At 71.0% G+C, this 19239-nt stretch carries 16 protein-coding genes and 1 pseudogene; 11 read left to right on the forward strand and 6 right to left on the reverse strand.

Annotation, left to right across the window (positions count from 1 at the left end):
- Positions 1-3: 3 nt before the first annotated feature.
- Positions 4-741, reverse strand: a complete 738-nt coding sequence (gene ppgK / locus P8A20_RS12725; RefSeq protein ID WP_147959313.1) for a polyphosphate--glucose phosphotransferase — start codon at positions 739-741, stop codon at positions 4-6.
- 176 nt (positions 742-917) lie between these two features.
- The gene (locus P8A20_RS12730; RefSeq protein WP_371606169.1) at positions 918-1958 is read right to left on the reverse strand and encodes a 4-hydroxy-3-methylbut-2-enyl diphosphate reductase; all 1041 of its coding nucleotides are present in this window, start codon (positions 1956-1958) and stop codon (positions 918-920) included.
- A 78-nt stretch (positions 1959-2036) separates the two neighbouring features.
- Between P8A20_RS12730 and P8A20_RS12735 the strand changes: the two genes are divergently transcribed.
- The 4 genes from P8A20_RS12735 to P8A20_RS12750 all read left to right on the forward strand — a co-directional run bounded on the left by P8A20_RS12735 (position 2037) and on the right by P8A20_RS12750 (position 5668).
- Positions 2037-3386 carry an APC family permease gene (locus P8A20_RS12735; RefSeq protein WP_147959311.1) on the forward strand — a complete coding sequence of 450 codons (1350 nt, stop codon included), beginning with the start codon at positions 2037-2039 and terminating at the stop codon, positions 3384-3386.
- Between the two features lie 30 nt (positions 3387-3416).
- Positions 3417-4628 (forward strand): exodeoxyribonuclease VII large subunit, encoded by a 1212-nt coding sequence (xseA, locus tag P8A20_RS12740; protein WP_306103529.1) that lies wholly within the window; start codon positions 3417-3419, stop codon positions 4626-4628.
- 40 nt (positions 4629-4668) lie between these two features.
- Complete coding sequence (locus P8A20_RS12745; protein WP_147959309.1) at positions 4669-4923, forward strand: exodeoxyribonuclease VII small subunit; 255 nt, start codon at positions 4669-4671, stop codon at positions 4921-4923.
- 154 nt (positions 4924-5077) lie between these two features.
- Positions 5078-5668, forward strand: coding sequence for a malonic semialdehyde reductase (locus P8A20_RS12750; protein WP_147959308.1), 591 nt, complete (start codon positions 5078-5080; stop codon positions 5666-5668).
- A 174-nt stretch (positions 5669-5842) separates the two neighbouring features.
- Here the strand turns inward: P8A20_RS12750 and P8A20_RS12755 are convergent, their stop codons facing one another.
- Positions 5843-6397 carry a DUF4245 domain-containing protein gene (locus P8A20_RS12755; RefSeq protein WP_147959307.1) on the reverse strand — a complete coding sequence of 185 codons (555 nt, stop codon included), beginning with the start codon at positions 6395-6397 and terminating at the stop codon, positions 5843-5845.
- Between the two features lie 144 nt (positions 6398-6541).
- On the opposite strand from P8A20_RS12755, the gene glpX reads away from it, so the two are divergent.
- The gene (gene glpX, locus P8A20_RS12760; RefSeq protein WP_147959306.1) at positions 6542-7573 is read left to right on the forward strand and encodes a class II fructose-bisphosphatase; all 1032 of its coding nucleotides are present in this window, start codon (positions 6542-6544) and stop codon (positions 7571-7573) included.
- A 62-nt stretch (positions 7574-7635) separates the two neighbouring features.
- On the opposite strand, the gene P8A20_RS12765 is transcribed toward glpX, so the two are convergent.
- The gene (locus P8A20_RS12765) at positions 7636-8007 is read right to left on the reverse strand and encodes a WhiB family transcriptional regulator (RefSeq protein WP_147959305.1); all 372 of its coding nucleotides are present in this window, start codon (positions 8005-8007) and stop codon (positions 7636-7638) included.
- Positions 8008-8170: 163 nt separating this feature from the next.
- A complete protein-coding gene (locus P8A20_RS12770) occupies positions 8171-8842 on the reverse strand; it encodes a DUF1707 SHOCT-like domain-containing protein (RefSeq protein ID WP_147959304.1) in 672 nt (223 codons plus the stop codon).
- Positions 8843-9065: 223 nt separating this feature from the next.
- Between P8A20_RS12770 and P8A20_RS12775 the strand changes: the two genes are divergently transcribed.
- The 4 genes and pseudogenes from P8A20_RS12775 (at position 9066) to P8A20_RS12790 (ending at position 15392) form a co-directional block, all read left to right on the forward strand.
- On the forward strand, positions 9066-10733 hold the full coding sequence (locus P8A20_RS12775) for a fumarate hydratase (protein ID WP_147959303.1): 1668 nt from the start codon (positions 9066-9068) through the stop codon (positions 10731-10733).
- A gap of 163 nt (positions 10734-10896) precedes the next feature.
- Positions 10897-12299 (forward strand): annotated as a pseudogene (locus P8A20_RS12780) (class II fumarate hydratase).
- Between the two features lie 44 nt (positions 12300-12343).
- Positions 12344-13063: a cytidylyl-2-hydroxypropylphosphonate hydrolase gene (fomD, locus tag P8A20_RS12785; RefSeq protein WP_147959301.1), complete on the forward strand. Its 720-nt coding sequence runs from the start codon at positions 12344-12346 to the stop codon at positions 13061-13063.
- Between the two features lie 382 nt (positions 13064-13445).
- On the forward strand, positions 13446-15392 hold the full coding sequence (locus tag P8A20_RS12790) for a SpoIIE family protein phosphatase (protein WP_147959300.1): 1947 nt from the start codon (positions 13446-13448) through the stop codon (positions 15390-15392).
- 73 nt (positions 15393-15465) lie between these two features.
- On the opposite strand, the gene P8A20_RS12795 is transcribed toward P8A20_RS12790, so the two are convergent.
- Positions 15466-17697 carry a transglycosylase domain-containing protein gene (locus tag P8A20_RS12795; protein ID WP_306103530.1) on the reverse strand — a complete coding sequence of 744 codons (2232 nt, stop codon included), beginning with the start codon at positions 17695-17697 and terminating at the stop codon, positions 15466-15468.
- Positions 17698-17919: 222 nt separating this feature from the next.
- Between P8A20_RS12795 and P8A20_RS12800 the strand changes: the two genes are divergently transcribed.
- Positions 17920-18891 (forward strand): SPFH domain-containing protein, encoded by a 972-nt coding sequence (locus tag P8A20_RS12800; protein WP_147959298.1) that lies wholly within the window; start codon positions 17920-17922, stop codon positions 18889-18891.
- Complete coding sequence (locus P8A20_RS12805) at positions 18888-19172, forward strand: type II toxin-antitoxin system antitoxin (RefSeq protein WP_147959297.1); 285 nt, start codon at positions 18888-18890, stop codon at positions 19170-19172. Before P8A20_RS12800 ends, P8A20_RS12805 begins: the two co-directional genes overlap by 4 nt.
- The last annotated feature ends 67 nt before the right edge of the window (positions 19173-19239 follow it).

Genomic DNA, 19239 nt, shown 5'->3' on the forward strand with positions numbered 1-19239 from the left:
GACCTACTTGCCGGCGGCAGCCATGGCCGCCCCGACGATGCCCGCGTTGTTCTGCAACTGGGCCGGGACGATCTCGGCACGTACGTTCTCGATGAGCGGCAGGAACTTCTCCGCCTTGCGGCTGACCCCGCCGCCGATGATGAACAGCTCGGGCGAGAACAGCATCTCCACGTGGACCAGGTACTTCTGCACGCGGTGCGCCCAGTGGTGCCAGCTGAGGTCCTCGTCCTCCTTGGCCTTCGTGGAGGCGCGCTTCTCCGCGTCGTGGCCGTGCAGCTCCAGGTGACCGAGCTCCGTGTTGGGGACCAGCTGCCCGTCGGTGAAGACCGCGCTGCCGATGCCCGTTCCGAGGGTCAGCATGATCACGGTGCCCTTGCGGTCACGGCCCGCGCCGAAGGTCATCTCGGCGACACCGGCGGCGTCGGCGTCGTTGAGGATCGTGACCGGCTGCCCGATGCGCTCGCTGAGCAGCTTCCGGGCGTCCGTGTCGATCCAGCCCTTGTCCACGTTGGCCGCGGTCCGGGTGATGCCACCGGTGACGACTCCGGGGAACGTGATGCCGACCGGGCCCTTCCAGTCGAAATGGCCGACGACCTCGGCCACACCGTCGGCCACGCTCGCGGGCGTGGCCGGGTGGGGTGTCAGTACCTTGTGGCGCTCCTGCGCCAGCTCTCCGCGGTCCAGGTCCACGGGCGCGCCCTTGATTCCTGAACCGCCGATGTCCACACCGAAGATCTCCATGTGAGCCACGGTACGTGCAGGTGGCGCGGATCACTCCCCCGGAGGGGCGATCCGGTGGGTTCCCCCGGGACCGCCCACCCGCCCGGACGGCCCCCGCGCGCAGGGGCCACCTCACGGGGAAGCGGGCGCGCCCCGGCCACCTCACGGAAGCGGGCGCGCCCGGGGTCCGTCCGGGGTCACTCGGCGGAGAGCGCGGCCGCCTCGGCGCGGAGGTCGCGCCGGAGCTCCTTGGGCAGCGAGAAGGTGATCGACTCGTCCGCGGTCTTCACCGTCTCGACGTCCGCGTAACCGCGCTCGCCCAGCCACTCCAGCACGCCGTCGACCAGTACGTCGGGCACCGAGGCCCCCGAGGTGAGGCCGACCGTGGTGACGCCCTCCAGCCAGGCCTCGTCGATCTCGGAGGCGAAGTCCACCAGGTGGGCGGCCGGTGCGCCGGCGTCCAGGGCGACCTCGACCATGCGGATCGAGTTGGAGGAGTTCTTCGAGCCGACGACGATGACCAGCTCGGCGTCCTCGGCCAGCTTCTTCACCGCCACCTGACGGTTCTGCGTGGCGTAGCAGATGTCGTCGCTCGGCGGGGAGAGGAGGTTCGGGAACTTGTTCTTGAGCGCCCCTACGGTCTCCATCGTCTCGTCGACGGAGAGCGTGGTCTGGGAGAGCCAGACGACCTTCGACTCGTCGCGGACCTCGACGTGTCTGACGTCGTCGGGGCCGTCGACCAGCGTGATGTGGTCGGGGGCCTCGCCGCTCGTGCCGATGACTTCCTCGTGGCCCTCGTGGCCGATCAGGAGGATGTCGTAGTCCTCCTTGGCGTACCGGACGGCTTCCTTGTGGACCTTGGTGACCAGCGGGCAGGTCGCGTCGATCGTGGCGAGCTTGCGCTCGGCCGCCTCCGCGTGGACCGTCGGGGCGACCCCGTGCGCGGAGAACATCACGATGGAGCCCTCGGGCACCTCCGCGGTCACGTCGACGAAGATCGCGCCCTTCTTCTCGAGCGTCTGCACGACGTACTTGTTGTGCACGATCTCGTGGCGGACGTAGACCGGGGCACCGTACTGCTCCAGGGCCTTCTCGACGGCGATCACGGCGCGGTCCACGCCCGCGCAGTAGCCGCGGGGTGCGGCGAGCAGGACACGGCGTTCGCCACTGCTGCGCGAAGCGTCTCCGCTCGCGGCGGTGGCGGGTGACGGGCTGGGCGTTGCAGTCATGCGTCCCATCGTAAGGCCGTACCGAACAGGCGCCGGATCGGCGGGGTCGGGAGACTGAGGCGTACGCAATCCAGCGACGGAGGCTCCATGGCGGTCAGCGGCGGCAGCACGGCCGAGGGAAAGCTTCGGCGCACACTCGGGTTCCGGGACCTCGTGGTCTACGGGCTGCTGTTCATCGCCCCCATGGCTCCGGTCGGCGTGTTCGGCACGCTGGACGCCAAGTCCGACGGGGCCGTGGCGCTGGTGTACCTCGTGGCGACCGTGGTGATGGCCTTCACCGCTTTCAGCTACGCCCAGATGGTCCACGTCGCCCCGCTCGCCGGGTCGGTCTTCGCGTACGCCCGCAAGGGTCTCGGGGAGGGGCCCGGGTTCATCGCGGGCTGGATGGCGATGCTCGACTACCTGCTCATCCCGGCGGTCGCCTACCTGTTCTCGGGGATCGCGATGAACGCGCTGGTCCCCGAGGTGTCCCGCTGGGTGTGGACGGCCGTCGCGGTCGTCGTGACGACCGCGCTCAACCTGTGGGGTGTACGGGCGGCGGCCCGGGTGGGCTTCGCGGTGCTCGCCATGGAGATCGTGGTGCTGCTGGTGTTCGTGGTCTCGGCCGTGGTGGTGCTGGCCAGGGACGGGGCGGAGCGCGGCTGGCTGACTCCGCTCACCGGTGACACCGGGTTCTCGACGACGGCGGTGCTGGGTGCGGTGTCCGTCGCCGTGCTGTCCTATCTGGGCTTCGACGCGATCGCCTCGTTCGCGGAGGAGGTGACGGGCGGTTCGGCGAAGGTGGCGCGGGCGGTGCTGTTCTGCCTGGTGCTCGCCGGGGCGCTGTTCATCGTCCAGTCGTACCTGGCGGCGCTGCTGGAGCCGATGAGCTCGGCGGAGCTCGCGGCGGACCCGGTGAAGCAGGGGTCGGCGTTCTACGACGCCGTCGACGCCTCGGTCGGGACGTGGCTGCACGACCTGGTGGCCGTCAGCAAGGCGATCGGCGCGGCCTTCGCGGCCCTGGCCGGGCAGGCGGCTGCCGGACGCCTGGTGTTCGCGATGGCCCGGGAGCGGCGGCTCCCCTCCTTCCTGTCCCGGATCGACACCAGGTCCGGGGTGCCGCGTGTGGCGATCGTGTGCGCCGCGGTGGTGACGCTGGTCGCGGCGGTGTGGGCGGCCCGGCGCGACGACGGGCTCGACCATCTGGTCTCGGTGGTGGACGTCGGCGCGCTCACGGCGTTCGTGCTGCTGCACGCGTCGGTGGTGGGCTGGTTCGCCGTGCGCCGGATGGAGGGCCCGCCCAGCTGGTGGCGCCATGTGCTGATGCCGGTGGTGGGCGCGGCCGTCCTGGTCGCGGTGATCCTCGAGGCGACGACGAGCGCCCAGCTGGTGGGGCTGTGCTGGCTGGGGATCGGGCTCGTGGTGCTCGCGGTGCAGTGGGGGCGGCGGGCCGCCTGATTGTCGGCGCCGGCCGATACGCTCGCCCGTATGGCTCTCACTACGTCCCCGGAAGCCCCGCTGCCCGTCGGCGACGTGTCACGGCTGATCGGCGGGTGGATCGACCGGCTCGGCGCCGTCTGGGTGGAGGGGCAGATCACCCAGCTGTCACGCCGGCCGGGTGCCGGGGTGGTGTTCCTGACGCTGCGTGACCCGTCCCATGACATCTCGGTCAGCGTGACCTGCTTCCGGCAGGTCTTCGACCGGATCGCCGACGTCGTGACGGAGGGCGCTCGGGTGGTCGTCCTCGCCAAGCCCGAGTGGTACGCCCCTCGCGGGCAGTTGTCCCTGCGTGCCACGGAGATACGGCCGGTGGGCATCGGCGAGCTGCTGGTGCGGCTGGAGCAGCTGAAGAAGTCGCTGGCGGCCGAGGGGCTCTTCGCCCTGGACCGGAAGAAGCCTCTGCCGTTCCTCCCGCAGCTGATCGGCCTGGTCTCCGGGCGGGCCTCCGCGGCGGAGCGCGATGTGCTGGAGAACGCCAGGCGGCGCTGGCCCGCGGTGCGCTTCGAGGTGCGCAACACCGCGGTGCAGGGCGTGCACGCCGTGAACCAGGTGGTCCAGGCGGTGCAGGAGCTGGACGGGCTGCCGGAGGTCGACGTGATCGTCGTCGCCCGCGGCGGCGGCAGCGTCGAGGACCTGCTGCCCTTCTCGGACGAGGCGCTGATCCGGGCGGTGGCCGCGTGCCGGACGCCGGTGGTCTCCGCCATCGGGCACGAGCCGGACTCGCCGCTCCTCGACCTGGTGGCGGATGTGCGGGCCTCGACGCCGACGGACGCGGCGAAGAAGGTCGTGCCGGACGTGGGCGAGGAGCTCGACCGCGTCCAGCAGCTCCGGGACCGGGCGCTGCGGACCGTGCGCGGGCTGATCGACCGGGAGGAGCGGGGGCTCGCGCACGCGCTGGGCAGGTCCTCGATGGAGCGTCCGCAGCGGATGGTGGACGAGCGGGAGGCCGAGGTCGACGCGCTGGTCGGGCGGAGCCGCAGGGTGCTCGGGCACCTGCTGGACCGCGCCGACTCGGAGCTCGCGCACACCCGGGCCCGGGTCGTGGCGCTGTCACCGGCGGCGACGCTGGAGCGGGGTTACGCCGTCCTGCAGCGGCCGGACGGCCATGTGGTCCGCTCCCCCGCGGATGCCGGGGCGCCGGGCGGGGAGCTGCGGGCGCGGGTCTCCGAGGGCGAGTTCACCGTACGGGTCGCGGAGTGAGGGGCCGGCGTTGTCGGAGCCCGCACATAGGGTGGTCGGCATGACGGACGACGGGACGACGACGGCTGCCACGGCGGGCACTCTCGGGTACGAACAGGCGCGGGACGAGCTGATCGAGGTCGTACGCCGCCTGGAGGCGGGCGGGACGACGCTGGAGGAGTCGCTGGCCCTGTGGGAGCGCGGCGAGGAGCTGGCCAAGGTGTGCCGGCACTGGCTGGAGGGCGCGCGGGCCCGCCTGGACGCGGCCCTGGCGGGTCCCCGGGAGCCCTCGGAGGGCGACGGCGGCACGGACTGAGCGGTCCGCCGGGACCGTCGGCGCCGGACGGGCGAGGCATCCCCGGGTGGTGTGCAGTGGATCACCCCCGGACCGATTTAGTTGAACTTTAATCTATTCTTCGGTTACGGTGATCGCATCGCTCGACGCATCCGTTCGGAAGGTAACCCCCCAGATGTCCCTCGTTCTTGACCCCGCCGCCCAGGACCTCCTCTTCCGTGAGGCACGCACTGCCAACACGTTCACCGACGAGCCGGTGACCGACGAGCAGGTCCAGGCGATCTACGACCTGGTCAAGTACGGCCCCACCGCCTTCAACCAGTCGCCGCTGCGCGTCGTGCTCGTCCGCTCGGCCGAAGGCCGCGAGCGCCTGGTCAAGCACATGGCCGAGGGCAACCGTCCGAAGACCTCCACCGCCCCGCTGGTCGCGCTCCTCGTCGCGGACCACGAGTTCCACGAGGAACTCCCGGCCCTCCTGCCGCACTTCCCGCAGGCCAAGGACGCGTTCTTCTCCGAGCGCCCGGTCCGCGAGCAGTCCGCCGCACTGAACGCCGCACTGCAGGCCGCCTACTTCATCATCGGCGTCCGCGCCGCCGGTCTGGCCGCCGGCCCGATGACCGGCTTCGACGCCGCGGGCATCGAGAAGGAGTTCCTGGACGGCGACCACAAGCTGCTCATGGCCGTCAACATCGGCAAGCCGGGCGAGGACGCCTGGTTCCCGCGCCTGCCGCGCCTGTCCTACGACGAGGTCGTCACCACCGTCTGATCCCCCTTCCGGGACGGCGGACCCGATCCCCTCCCGGAAGACGAGAGCCCCGCGACGCTCGGCGTCGCGGGGCTCTCCCGGTTCTCGGAGCCGATCGGAGCCGATCGGGGCCGCACAAGCCGTACGTCGGCACGGAACACGGCGACACTGGGGCACGGCGGCACCGGCAGGCCGTCAGGAGGCGGCGGGCTCCTCGGAGGCGGTGGCCGCCGGGTCCGTCTTCAGCGCGGCGGCCATCTCGGCCAGCCGGTCCGACGGTGCCGAGCCGGTGACGACCGTCGTCACGCCCTCGGCGTGCAGCACGAGGGCGTCGTACTTCGGCCCTTCCCAGACCTCCCAGGCCCGGCCCGAGACCTCGCGCGTGCGCCCGGTGTCCTCGGCGTCACGGCTGACCTGGGGCACGTACTTCCTCGCCGGGGTCGTCGACTGCTCCACGGCGACGTACCTGTCGTCCGGGTCGAGGAAGCCCAGGTGCCAGCCGGCGCCGTTGCGGCCCTCGTACGAGACGGAGGTGGGCTTCCAGCCCTTCGCCAGGCCGTCCGGGGCCGCCACCGGATACGGCGCGGCACGGCGGGCCGTCGCGAGCTCGACCCGGTAGTCGACCGCCTTGATCGGGTCGGCCTTGTCGTCGTGCGGAATGAAGATGTAGACGACGCCCGCCACTGCGGTGATCACGAGCATCGACAGGATCATGTCCCGGACGGTCTGCTTGCCTCGCTTGCTTGCCACGGACTCAATGGTGGCATGGGCCTCCGGGCGCTCCGCCATCGGGAGTCCGCTCATAAGTGACCCGCCCTGCTCATTTTATCGACCTACCGATAGAGTCACACCACCCTCTTTTCCGGTCGTCGTCGTACAGAAAGGTGCGCTCCGATGTCCGAGCATCATCTGCCGTCCCAGCTCGAGGTCTCCCCGGAGGCCCCCGACCGCAACCTGGCCCTGGAGCTGGTGCGGGTCACCGAGGCCGCCGCCATGGCCGCCGGGCGCTGGGTCGGCCGCGGCGACAAGATCGGCGCCGACGGTGCCGCCGTGAAGGCCATGCGTACGCTCGTCTCCACCGTGTCGATGAACGGCATCGTCGTCATCGGTGAGGGCGAGAAGGACGAAGCCCCCATGCTGTTCAACGGCGAGCGCGTCGGCGACGGCACCGGAGCCGAGGTCGACATCGCCGTCGACCCGATCGACGGCACCACGCTCAACGCCAAGGGCATGCCCAACGCGATCGCCGTACTCGCGGCCGCGGACCGCGGCTCGATGTTCGACCCCTCCGCGGTCTTCTACATGGACAAGCTGGTCACCGGCCCCGAGGCCGCCGACTTCGTCGACATCAACGCGCCGGTGTCCGTGAACATCCGGCGCGTCGCCCGGGCCAAGAACTCGGCCCCCGAGGACGTCACCGTCGTCATCCTGGACCGCCCCCGGCACGAGGGCGTCGTCAAGGAGATCCGGGAGACCGGCGCAAGGATCAAGTTCATCTCCGACGGCGACGTCGCCGGATCGATCATGGCTGCCCGCGAGGGGACCGGCGTCGACCTGCTCATGGGCATCGGCGGCACACCCGAGGGCATCATCTCGGCCTGCGCCATAAAGTGCCTCGGCGGTGTCATCCAGGGAAAGCTCTGGCCGAAGGACGAGGCCGAGCGGCAGCGCGCGCTGGACGCCGGCCACGACCTGGACCGGGTCCTGTCGACGGACGACCTCGTCAGCGGGGACAACGTGTTCTTCGTCGCAACCGGGATCACCGACGGTGAACTGCTGCGCGGTGTGCGGTACCGCGCGGAGACGGCCACCACGGAGTCCCTGGTGATGCGGTCCAAGTCGGGCACGATCCGCAGGATCGACTCGACACACCGGCTCTCGAAGCTCCGCGCCTACAGCGCGATCGACTTCGACCGCGCCAAGTAGCCCCGTACGCACGGATGTGGGGCCGCCCGGCCGGGCGGCCCCACATCCGTGATCACGCGGGCTCAGCCCGCCGCGGCTATGCGCCCCGCCTGGGACGCGGCCTTGAGCTCGATGTCACGCCTGCGGCGCCGTGCGAGCACCACCCGGCGTTCGGCGGCGGTGAGACCGCCCCACACCCCGTAGGGCTCGGGCTGGTCGAGCGCGTGCTCCCGGCACTCCACCATCACCGGACATCTCGCGCAGACCTGTTTCGCGGCCTCTTCCCGGGCCAGCCGGGCAGCGGTCGGCTCCTTCGACGGGGCGAAGAACAGCCCGGCTTCGTCCCGGCGGCACACCGCCTCCGAGTGCCAGGGCCCCGCCTGGTCCTCCCGCGCGGGTGTGCGCTGGGGCGGCACGGCGGCGACCTGCAGGGGCTGATGTGGCATGTGCAGCACGGTCCACTCCTGACGACGGCTTGGGGCTTCGTGAGCGAGAGGCGATGCAGCACTCCCTACCCGCTGTACGCACGCCTAAGCACTGAGTGGCGCCGCCCCGGGGCCGCGTCGGCGGCCTCACATCACCGACTGGCCTGAAACAGTCGCTGCCCGCCGCCCGGCCTCAGTGGCCGAGATGCTTCCGCAACTGCCTGTGGAGGTTGGCGATGAGCTTGCCGCGCTTGGGCTTTGCCTCGACGTTCCCGAACACCGAGTAACCGTTGACCACGACGACCGGTGCCTCCGGGTCGGCGGATTCCAGTGTGTCGACCTCGAAATTGCCGAAAATGCCTGTACCGCTGCCTCGCAGCGAGATGTTCTCGGGCACCTTGATCTCGACGCTGCCACAGATGGACGTCGCGTTGATGACCGTCAGACGCTGACCGAACAGCGCCTCGGTCAGGTCGATCTCGACGCTGCCGAAGAGCGAGAAGGCGTTCGTGCGGCCGCCGACGCGCCAACGGCCCCTGCGGGTGGAGCTGCTGAAGACCGCCACCAGGTTCTCGGCGGGCCCGCCCGCGCCCTCGGGGCCGTATCCGTAGGACGGGGAAGCCTGCCGGGCGGTGCCGCCCGGTGTGGGCAGGTCCTGGACCAGCGGTTCCAGTTCACCGACGGTCTTGGCCCGGTAGACCAGGTCGACCCGCTCGGCGTGCTCCTCGGCGGTCAGCCGGCCCTCCGCCATCGCCTCCCGCAGGATGTCCGCGATCCGGTCGCGGTCCGCGTCGGAAGCGCGAATTCCGGCAGGCGCGGGAGCTGCCGGTGCGACGGGCTGCTGAGGCTGCTTCTCGAGGTCCACCGAACCAGCCTACCGAAACGCGATAGATCGCGACCAGTGCCTCACCGGCCTTCCCTGGATTCCGGCCGACGCTTCGGACGGCGGCCGGGCAGCGGTTCGGACGGCGGCCGGGCGGCCCGGGTGAGCCTTACCTCACAGGCCCGGCGGGCCCCGGGGGTCCTACCCTGGGGGATGCGCTGCCCAAGGGAGGTCAGCCGCTGTCACCGAGTGAGGAATGGCCGTAATGCCAGAGTTTGCGTACTCCGATCTGCTTCCCCTGGGAGAGGACACCACGCCGTACCGGCTGGTGACCGCCGAGGGCGTCTCGACCTTCGAGGCCGACGGCCGTACGTTCCTCAAGGTGGCTCCGGAGGCCCTGCGCACCCTCGCCGCCGAGGCCATGCACGACATCTCCCACTACCTGCGGCCCGCCCACCTGGCGCAGCTGCGCCGCATCGTGGACGACCCCGAGGCCTCGTCGAACGACAAGTTCGTCGCGCTGGACCTCCTGAAGAACGCGAACATCGCCGCCGCGGGTGTCCTGCCGATGTGCCAGGACACCGGTACGGCCATCGTCATGGGCAAGCGCGGACAGAACGTGCTCACCCAGGGCGGGGACGAGGAGGCGCTGTCGCACGGCATCTTCGACGCGTACACGAAGCTCAATCTGCGCTACTCGCAGATGGCCCCGCTGACCATGTGGGACGAGAAGAACACCGGCTCCAACCTCCCGGCCCAGATCGAGCTGTACGCGACGGACGGCGGCGCCTACAAGTTCCTCTTCATGGCGAAGGGCGGCGGCTCGGCCAACAAGTCCTTCCTCTACCAGGAGACGAAGGCGGTCCTCAACGAGGCCTCCATGATGAAGTTCCTCGAGGAGAAGATCCGTTCGCTGGGCACGGCGGCCTGCCCGCCCTACCACCTGGCGATCGTCGTGGGCGGTACGTCGGCCGAGTTCGCGCTGAAGACCGCGAAGTACGCCTCCGCGCACTACCTCGACGAGCTGCCCTCCGAGGGTTCCCCGACCGGTCACGGCTTCCGGGACGAGGAGCTGGAGCAGAAGGTCTTCGAGCTGACCCAGAAAATCGGCATCGGCGCCCAGTTCGGCGGCAAGTACTTCTGTCACGACGTCCGGGTCGTCCGGCTCCCCCGGCACGGCGCCTCGCTCCCCGTGGCGATCGCCGTGTCCTGCTCGGCCGACCGCCAGGCGACCGCGAAGATCACCGCCGAGGGCGTGTTCCTGGAGCAGTTGGAGAAGGACCCGGCGCGTTTCCTGCCGGACACCACGGACGAGCACCTGGACGAGTCCGGTGACGTCGTGCGGATCGACCTGAACCGTCCCATGGACGAGATCCTCGCCGAGCTGACCAAGTACCCCGTCAAGACCCGGCTCTCGCTGACCGGCCCGCTGGTCGTGGCGCGCGACATCGCGCACGCCAAGATCAAGGAGCGGCTCGACGCGGGCGAGGAGATGCCGCAGTACCTCAAGGACCACCCGGTGTACTACGCGGGCCCGGCGAAGACCCCCGAGGGTTACGCCTCCGGTTCCTTCGGCCCGACGACGGCAGGCCGCATGGACAGTTACGTCGCGCAGTTCCAGGCGGCCGGCGGCTCCAAGGTGATGCTCGCGAAGGGCAACCGGTCCCGGCAGGTCACGGACGCCTGCGACGCGCACGGCGGGTTCTACCTCGGCTCGATCGGCGGCCCCGCCGCCCGTCTCGCCCAGGACTGCATCAAGAAGGTCGAGGTCGTCGAATACGAGGAGCTCGGCATGGAGGCGGTCTGGCGGATCGAGGTCGAGGACTTCCCCGCGTTCGTCGTGGTCGACGACAAGGGCAACGACTTCTTCACGGAGCCCGCCCCGGCGCCGACCTTCACCAGCATCCCGGTCCGCGGTCCCGGCCTCGGCTGATCCGGCCGGCAGGACTCGAGGGGTGTCCGGCCACCGGCCGGGCGCCCCTCCGCCGTGTCCGGCCGGGTCGGCGGGCCGGCTCCGGATACCTTCTGGCGGACGGCGTCCCGGGGAATACGCGGAGCGCGCCGTGCGCTCATCCGCATCAGGAGGTCGGAACACCATGGACGAATCGGCAGAGGAAACGACGTACCGCGTCGAGCACGACTCGATGGGCGAGGTGAGGGTCCCCGCGCACGCCAAGTGGCGTGCCCAGACGCAGCGTGCGGTGGAGAACTTCCCCATCTCCGGACAGCGCCTGGAGCGGGCCCACATCGAGGCGCTGGCCCGGATCAAGGCCGCGGCGGCCAAGGTCAACGCCGAACTGGAGGTGCTGGATCCGGACATCGCGGAGGCGATCCAGGAGGCGGCCGCCGAGGTGGTGGCGGGACGCTGGGACGAGCACTTCCCCGTCGACGTGTTCCAGACCGGTTCGGGCACGTCCTCCAACATGAACACCAACGAGGTCGTGGCCACGCTCGCCACCGAGCGCCTCGGGCGGGACGTCCACCCCAACGACCACGTCAACGCCTCCCAGTCGTCGAACGACGTGTTCCCGTCGTCCATCCACATCGCCGCGACCGCCGCCGTCACCGCCGACCTGATTCCGGCGCTCGAACACCTGACCGCGTCCCTGGAGCGGAAATCGGCCGAATTCGCGGAGGTCGTGAAGTCGGGCCGTACGCATCTGATGGACGCCACCCCCGTCACCCTGGGCCAGGAGTTCGGCGGCTACGCGGCGCAGATCCGCCACGGCGTCGAGCGGCTGCACGCCTCCCTGCCCCGGCTCGCCGAACTCCCCCTCGGCGGAACGGCGGTGGGTACCGGGATCAACACACCCCCGGCTTCTCCGCCGCGGTCATCGCGGAGGTCGCCCGCACGACCGGCCTGCCGCTCACCGAGGCCCGGAACCACTTCGAGGCGCAGGGCGCCCGGGACGGACTGGTCGAGGCGTCGGGCCAGCTCCGCACCGTCGCCGTCTCGCTCACCAAGATCTCCAACGACCTGCGCTGGATGGCCTCCGGGCCCCGCACCGGGCTCGCCGAGATCACCCTCCCCGACCTGCAGCCGGGGTCGTCGATCATGCCGGGCAAGGTCAATCCCGTCATCCCCGAGGCCGTGCTGATGGTGGCGGCCCAGGTGACGGGGAACGACGCCACGGTCGCCGCCGCCGGCGCCGCCGGCAACTTCGAGCTCAACGTGATGCTCCCGGTGATCGCGAAGAACCTGCTGGAGTCGGTGCGGCTGCTCGCCAACGCCTCCCGCCTGCTCGCCGACCGCACGGTCGACGGCATCACGGCCGACGTGGAACGGGCACGGCGCTACGCGGAGTCCTCGCCGTCGGTCGTCACCCCGCTGAACAAGTACATCGGCTACGAGGAGGCGGCGAAGGTCGCCAAGAAGTCCCTGGCCGAGGGCACGACGATCCGCGAGACCGTACTGGCCGGAGGCTACGTCGAGCGCGGCGACCTGACGCGGGAACAGCTGGACGAGGCCCTGGACGTGCTGCGTATGACCAGGCCTTGACGCGTAACGCACCGCGCCGGCGGGCGCGTCACTAAGATCTCTTCATGACAGCGACGGAAGCGGGTACGGGAGCAGGCTCCGGGGCGGGTGCGGGAGACGGCGTGCGCTGGGCGCCGGGGGACCGGATCCTCTGGCGTTACCGGGCCAACGGGGAGCCCGGCGACGGTGGCGGCAGCGCGGTCCACATCTGCCGGCCGGTCACCGTCGTGCAGGACACCGACGACCTCCTGGCGGTGTGGATGGCGTCCGGCACCGAGTGTGTGAGGCCGGTCCTCGCCGACGGGACCCAGGTGCACGCGGAGCCGCTCGCCACCCGGTACACCCGCCCGCGCACGACGGTCCGCTCCCGCTGGTTCGGCTCGGGTGTGCTGAAGCTGGCACGGCCGGGTGACCCCTGGTCGGTATGGCTGTTCTGGGACCGCGGCTGGCTCTTCCGCAACTGGTACGTCAACCTCGAGGAGCCCCGCTCACGCTGGGCGGGCGGGGTCGATTCGCAGGACCATTTCCTCGACATCTCCGTGCGTCCCGACCACAGCTGGGAGTGGCTCGACGAGGACGAGTTCGCGCAGGCGCAGCGGGTCGGGCTGATGGACGGGGCCACCGCCCGGCGGGTGCGCGAGGCGGGGCTGGCGGCCGTCGAGGTGATCCGGCGGTGGGACGCGCCGTTCAGCGACGGCTGGGAGCACTGGCGGCCGGACCCCCGGTGGCAGGTCCCCCCGCTGCCCGATGACTGGGACCGCACCCCCGCCGCCACCCCGTCGTGAGACCCTTGATGCACCCCAGGGGGGCAAACGTAGGATCGCCTTCCATGAACCGCTCCGCCGGAACGACAGGCCACAACCGGCGTGACCGGCCCGGGGCCTGACCACCAGTCACCGAACGCGTCGTACGAGTCACACGGTCCACGAAGCCGTCGGGCCGCACGGCGCACGAACCACTGCGAGGGGGTTGAGACATGCACGCTGTCCGCTGCCCGGCCATCGTGGGACCTCGTACCGGCCACCCTGCCGGGCACCCGGTTTCGGCCCCTTTTCCGAGGGCATCCGGTGACAGCCGTTGTTCTCACCGCTCTTGCCGGGGCACAGTGGCGCAGCCCCCCGAGGTGATTGCCTCATACAACCGGCCCGGACGGACGGAATCCCACGCGTGACGGAGCACCCCACCTCCCACGAAGGCCGGCAGCCTCTCGCCGCCCGGCCGCAGGAACGCGCGCGGCCCCGGCAGCAGGAGGCCCCACCGGGCGCCGCTGCCACCGCCGCGATCCCCGGTCCCTCTCCCGCGCCGAACACGGCGAAGGGCCCGGTACCGAACGCGGTGCCGAGTCCGGTGCCCGGCGCGGCGGACGCGGCAGGACCCACCGCCGACCCCCAGACGCTGTCCCGTCGCGAGGGCGACCGGCTGCGTTTCGTCGGTGCGGCGACCCGCCGGATCGCACGCGGCATCGACCTGGACGAGATCGTGCTGGGCCTCTGCCGGGCGAGCGTACCCACGTTCTCCGACGCCATACTCGTCTACCTCCGCGACCCGCTCCCCGTAGGCGACGAACGGCCGGCCACCCCGTTCGTGCTGCGGCTGCGGCGTACCGACAGGCTCCGACTGACCGACGAGGAGGGCGACGGCGGGCCTGAGGGCGAGCGGCTGCGGCTGCCCGTCACCGGCTCGCAGGCGGGGCTGCTGCCCGCCGCCGACCTGTGCGAGATCCGGACGGGCGGCGCCCTCGACGAGGTGCTGCGCGGTGTACGGCCCGTCTTCGGGGACTCCGCCGCGGCCCGCGTCGCCCTGCCGGAACTGCTGGGGGCCGGCCGGACCGTGCCGACCGGGCACCGCGCGATCCTGGCTCCGCTGCGAGGCCGCCGCCGGGTGATCGGCGCCGCCGTCTTCCTGCGCGGCACGGACCGTCCGCCCTTCGAGGCCAACGATCTCCTGGTCGCGGCCCAGCTGGCCACGCACACCGCGCTCGGCATCGACAAGGCGGTGCTGTACGGACGCGAGGCGTACATCGCGGACGAGCTGCAGCGCACGATGCTGCCCGACTCGCTTCCCCAGCCGACGGGCGTGCGGCTGGCCTCGCGCTACCTCCCGGCCGCCGAGACGGCCCGGGTGGGCGGGGACTGGTACGACGCGATCCCGCTGCCCGGCAGCAGGGTCGCGCTGGTCGTCGGTGACGTGATGGGGCACTCCATGACGTCCGCGGCGATCATGGGCCAGCTGCGCACCACCGCGCAGACCCTGGCCGGCCTCGACCTGCCTCCGCAGGAGGTCCTGCACCACCTGGACGAGCAGGCGCAGCGGCTCGGCAGCGACCGCATGGCGACCTGCCTGTACGCGGTGTACGACCCGGTCGCGCACCGCATCACCATCGCCAACGCGGGGCACCCGCCGCCCGTGCTGCTCCACCTGGGCGGCCGGGCGGAGGTCCTGCGGGTGCCGCCGGGTGCGCCGATCGGTGTCGGCGGGGTCGACTTCGAGGCCGTCGAACTGGACGCGCCGGCCGGGGCCACGCTGCTGCTGTACACGGACGGTCTGGTGGAGTCGCGGCTGCGGGACGTCTGGACGGGTATCGAGATCCTGCGGGAGCGGCTCGCCACCACCGCGCAGCTGACCGGTCCTGACCATTCGCCGCCGCTGGAGGCGCTCTGCGACGACGTGCTGGACATGCTCGGCCCGGGCGACCGGGACGACGACATCGCGCTGCTGGCCGCCCGGTTCGACGGGATCGCGCCGAGCGATGTCGCGTACTGGTTCCTGGAGCCGGAGGACGCGGCACCCGGCCGGGCGCGCAGGCTGGCCCGCAGGGCGCTGAGCCGGTGGGGTCTGGACGATCTCTCGGACGAGGTGGAGTTGCTGGTCAGCGAGGTGGTGACCAACGCCGTGCGGTACGCGGAGCGTCCGGTGACGCTGCGCTTGCTGCGTACGGACATCCTGCGCTGCGAGGTCGGCGACGACGCCCCGCAGCTGCCCCGTCAAAGGCGGGCCCGGGAGACGGACGAGGGCGGACGCGGGCTGTTCCTGGTCAACCGGCTCGCCCGGCGGTGGGGGGCGACCCGGCTGTCGACGGGCAAGGTGGTCTGGTTCGAGATGGCCACCCCCTGAGGGGAACGGGTCATGCGTGAGGGGCGGGTGCCGGCCGGCACCCGCCCCTCGTGTGTCGCTCCCGCCGGTGCCGCTACTGCCCCGGCAGGGTGTCGGCGCCCGGTCGTTCACCCGGCGGCTGGGCTCCGCCGTCCTCGGGGTCCTTCGTGGTGCTGGGCGTCCCGCTCGGCGTCCAGGTGGGCGTCTCGCTGGGGGTGTCGGAGGGCGTCGGCGCCGTCTCGCTGGGCGTCTCGCTCGGCGTCTCGGACGGTGTCGGCTCCTCGCTGGGCGTCTCGCTCGGCGTCTCGGAGGGCGTCGGCTCCTCGCTCGGCGTCTCGGTCACGGCCGTCTCACCGCGTTCGACTCCCCGCAGGTCGAAGGTCGCGTCCGACCCTCCCCCGAGCGCGCCCAGGGTGTAGTCGGCCCATATCTTCGCGGGGAATCCACCGCCGTTGGCCCGGCCGGAGTTGGCCGTGCCAGTGAGGCTGACCTGTCCGCCGCCCTCCTTGGGCGACTCGCCGTAGAGGGCGACCACCGTCGTGAGCTCCGGGGTGTAGGCCGCGAACCAGGCCGCCTTGTTGTTCTCGGAGGTACCGGTCTTGCCCGCGGCGTCGTAGGCGGAGGTGTTCGCCTCGTGTCCGGAGCCGAGGTCGACGACCTCGGTCAGCGCCTTCGTCACGGTGTCGGCGGACGCCCGGCTGATCGCCTGGCCGCCCACACCGTCGACGGGCTCCATGGTGTGGTCGCGGTGCTCGGCGGACTTCACGATGGTCGGGGTGACCTTCTTGCCGTGGTTGTCGAGGGTGGCGTACACCCCGGCCATGTCCCACGTGGAGGCGTTCATGGTGCCGAGCGTGATCGCGGGGCGCTCGGGAAAGTTCTTGTCCGGCACGCCCATGCCGAGCGCGGTCCTCTTCACGGCACTCGGGGTGACGTCGACGACCATCTGTGCGAAGACGGAGTTGATCGACTTGTCCATCGCCCTCTGGACGGTCGGGCTGTCGTAGCTGACGTCGTCCTCGTTCTGCGGGGCGAACGGGGTGTCGCTGCCGACGACCGGGCGCTTGCTGGTGCCGTCGTAGACCGTGTTCAGGCCGATCAGGTCGCCGTTCTGGGTGGTCGACTCGTTCTCCAGGGCGGAGGCGAGCACCAGCGGCTTGAAGGTGGAGGCGGGCTGGTAGTCCTGCCGGGTGGCGTTGTTGTACCAGTGCTCGGTGGCTCCGACACCGCCGTACAGCGCGACGACCTTGCCGGTCTTCGGGTCCACGGACGTGGCGCCGGCCTGGACGGTCGCGTCGACCTTGTTGCCCTTGCGGTCGAGGTGGCTCTCCAGTTGCCGGTCGACCGACTTCTCGAGCTGCTTCTGCCGCTTCTTGTCGATGTTGAGGGTGATGGTCCAGCCGCCGGCGTCCAGCATCTCCTCGGTGACGCCCTGCTGCTTCATCTCGTCGTTCGCGGCCTCGACAAGGTAGCCGGTCTGTCCCTCCATGCCGGGGGCGGCCTTGGGCGACTTGGGCACGGGGAACGTCATCCCGTCCCGCTCGGCCTTGTCGAGCCAGCCCTCGTCGACCATGTTGTCCAGCGTGTAGGCCCAGCGCGCCTTGACGAGCTTCTTGCCGGTGGGTGTCGCGTTCGCCCAGTCGTACTGGCTGGGGGCCTGGAGCAGGGCGGCGAGGTAGGCGCCCTGGGAGGTGTCGAGATCCTTGGCGTCGACACCGTAGTAGGCCTGTGCCGCCGCCTGGATGCCGCTCGCACCGCGTCCGTAGTAGACGGTGTTGAGGTAACCGGCGAGGATGTCGTCCTTCTCCGTGCGCTGGTCGACCTTGAGGGAGATCACCAGCTCCTTGAGCTTGCGGGTGACCGTCTGGTCCTGCGTGAGGTAGTAGTTCTTCACGTACTGCTGGGTGATCGTGGATCCGCCCTGCTTGCCCTTGCCTGAGAGCGTGTTGAACAGGCCGCGCGCGGTGCCCTTCAGGTCGATGCCCTGGTCGCGGTAGAAGGACTTGTTCTCGGCGGCGACGAAGGCGTGCTGGACGCTTTTGGGCACGACGCCGAGGTCGACTATCTCCCGGTTGACCTCGGAGTTGCTCCGGGCCAGGAGTGTGCCGTCGCTGTACTTGTAGACGTTGCTCTGCTTCTCTGCCTGGGCGTTGGCCTCCGGCACGTCGACGTACATGTAGAGCGCCGCGAGGGCCCCCATGCCGAGCAGGCAGAGACCGAAGAACGTGCCCAGGATCTTCCGCCAGGTGAAGAGCCGGCGTATGCCGCCGCCCTTGGCCCGGCGGGCTTCGCGCCCCTGGGCTCGCCGCGCATCCGCTCGACCCATCGCTGTGGTGCTCCTGTTCTTCTGCTCGTACCGCTCCGGTCAGACCTGCCAGCTAACACCGGGAGCCCGGACAAATGGCAAGCGATCCGGTCTTTTCCGGACGTGAGAATCAGCACCCGGTCCTGAAGGAACCGACTCGCGAGGGGTGCGCAAGGTTGCGAGACGCGATAATGTGTAATCACATTGCTAGCGCGGCGCTATGCCGCCCGAAACGGGGGATCCATGTCCGCACCGCACGACCTTCCCGGCACGAACGGCCCCGGCGCCGACCTGACGCCGGACGCTCCCGAGATGCCCGCACCGCAGGTCAGGGAGACGGTCGCCCACTCCATCCCCGGCGGCCTGGGGCTCCTGCTCACCGTCCTCGGGGTCTTCCTCGGCGTGGCCCTGTGCATCGTCGGAGGCGTCCTCGGCTCCGACGGCCACAACGCCACCGGCGTCCCGCTCTTCATCCTCGGACTGCTGCTGGCCATCGCCTCGTTCTTCTGCATGAGCGGTGTGAAGATGGTCGCTCCGGGCGAGGCGCGGGTCATCCAGCTCTTCGGCCGCTACGTCGGCACGATCCGGGCGGACGGCCTGCGCTGGATCAACCCGCTGACGTCCAGCCGCAAGATCTCCACCCGGGTCCGCAACCACGAGACGGCCGTCCTGAAGGTCAACGACGCCTACGGCAACCCGATCGAGCTGGCCGCGATCGTCGTCTGGAAGGTCGACGACACCGCGCAGGCGCTCTTCGAGGTCGACGACTTCCTGGAGTTCGTCGCCACGCAGACCGAGGCGGCCGTCCGCCACATCGCCATCGAGTACCCGTACGACGCCCACGAGGAGGGCGGGCTCTCCCTGCGCGGCAACGCCGAGGAGATCACCGAGAAGCTCGCGGTCGAGCTCACCGCACGGGTGCAGGCAGCGGGCGTGCGGATCATCGAGTCCCGCTTCAGCCACCTCGCGTACGCCCCCGAGATCGCCTCCGCGATGCTCCAGCGGCAGCAGGCGGGCGCGGTCGTCGCCGCCCGCCAGCAGATCGTCGAGGGCGCCGTGGGCATGGTCGAGATGGCGCTGACCCGGATCGCGGAGCAGGACATCGTCGAGCTCGACTCCGAGCGCAAGGCCGCCATGGTGAGCAACCTGATGGTGGTCCTGTGCGGTGACCGTGCGGCGCAGCCGGTCCTGAACACGGGCACGCTCTACCAGTGACCGACGACGCGGCCCCTCCCCCCGGCCGGACACCCCGGCGCGGCCCCTCCCGCAAGCAGATGCTGCTGCGGCTGGATCCCGCGGTGCACGACGCGCTGGCCCGGTGGGCCTCGGACGAGCTGCGCAGCGCGAACGCGCAGATCGAGTTCCTGCTGCGGCGGGCCCTCGCGGAGGCGGGCCGGCTCCCGGGAGGGGCGGCGCCGATCGCCCGCAGGGGCCGGCCACCGAAGGCCCCGCCGAAACCGCCGGGGCCGCCGGAACCGACCGATTCCGCGGAGTGAGTGTGGGTGGGGGGCGGGCCACGGCGGCCCGCCCCCCACCGACGTTCCCGCGCCCGAACCCTCTATG

This window comes from Streptomyces sp. Alt3, assembly GCF_030719215.1.
GTDB lineage: Bacteria > Actinomycetota > Actinomycetes > Streptomycetales > Streptomycetaceae > Streptomyces > Streptomyces glycanivorans.

Bases quoted from the DNA above. Each gene is read 5' to 3' on its own strand.
- ppgK (WP_147959313.1), bottom strand. From the start codon at position 741: ATGGAGATCTTCGGTGTGGACATCGGCGGTTCAGGAATCAAGGGCGCG.
- P8A20_RS12730 (WP_371606169.1), bottom strand. From the start codon at position 1,958: ATGGGACGCATGACTGCAACGCCCAGCCCGTCACCCGCCACCGCCGCG.
- P8A20_RS12735 (WP_147959311.1), top strand. From the start codon at position 2,037: ATGGCGGTCAGCGGCGGCAGCACGGCCGAGGGAAAGCTTCGGCGCACA.
- xseA (WP_306103529.1), top strand. From the start codon at position 3,417: ATGGCTCTCACTACGTCCCCGGAAGCCCCGCTGCCCGTCGGCGACGTG.
- P8A20_RS12745 (WP_147959309.1), top strand. From the start codon at position 4,669: ATGACGGACGACGGGACGACGACGGCTGCCACGGCGGGCACTCTCGGG.
- P8A20_RS12750 (WP_147959308.1), top strand. From the start codon at position 5,078: ATGTCCCTCGTTCTTGACCCCGCCGCCCAGGACCTCCTCTTCCGTGAG.
- glpX (WP_147959306.1), top strand. From the start codon at position 6,542: ATGTCCGAGCATCATCTGCCGTCCCAGCTCGAGGTCTCCCCGGAGGCC.
- P8A20_RS12775 (WP_147959303.1), top strand. From the start codon at position 9,066: ATGCCAGAGTTTGCGTACTCCGATCTGCTTCCCCTGGGAGAGGACACC.
- fomD (WP_147959301.1), top strand. From the start codon at position 12,344: ATGACAGCGACGGAAGCGGGTACGGGAGCAGGCTCCGGGGCGGGTGCG.
- P8A20_RS12795 (WP_306103530.1), bottom strand. From the start codon at position 17,697: ATGGGTCGAGCGGATGCGCGGCGAGCCCAGGGGCGCGAAGCCCGCCGG.
- P8A20_RS12800 (WP_147959298.1), top strand. From the start codon at position 17,920: ATGTCCGCACCGCACGACCTTCCCGGCACGAACGGCCCCGGCGCCGAC.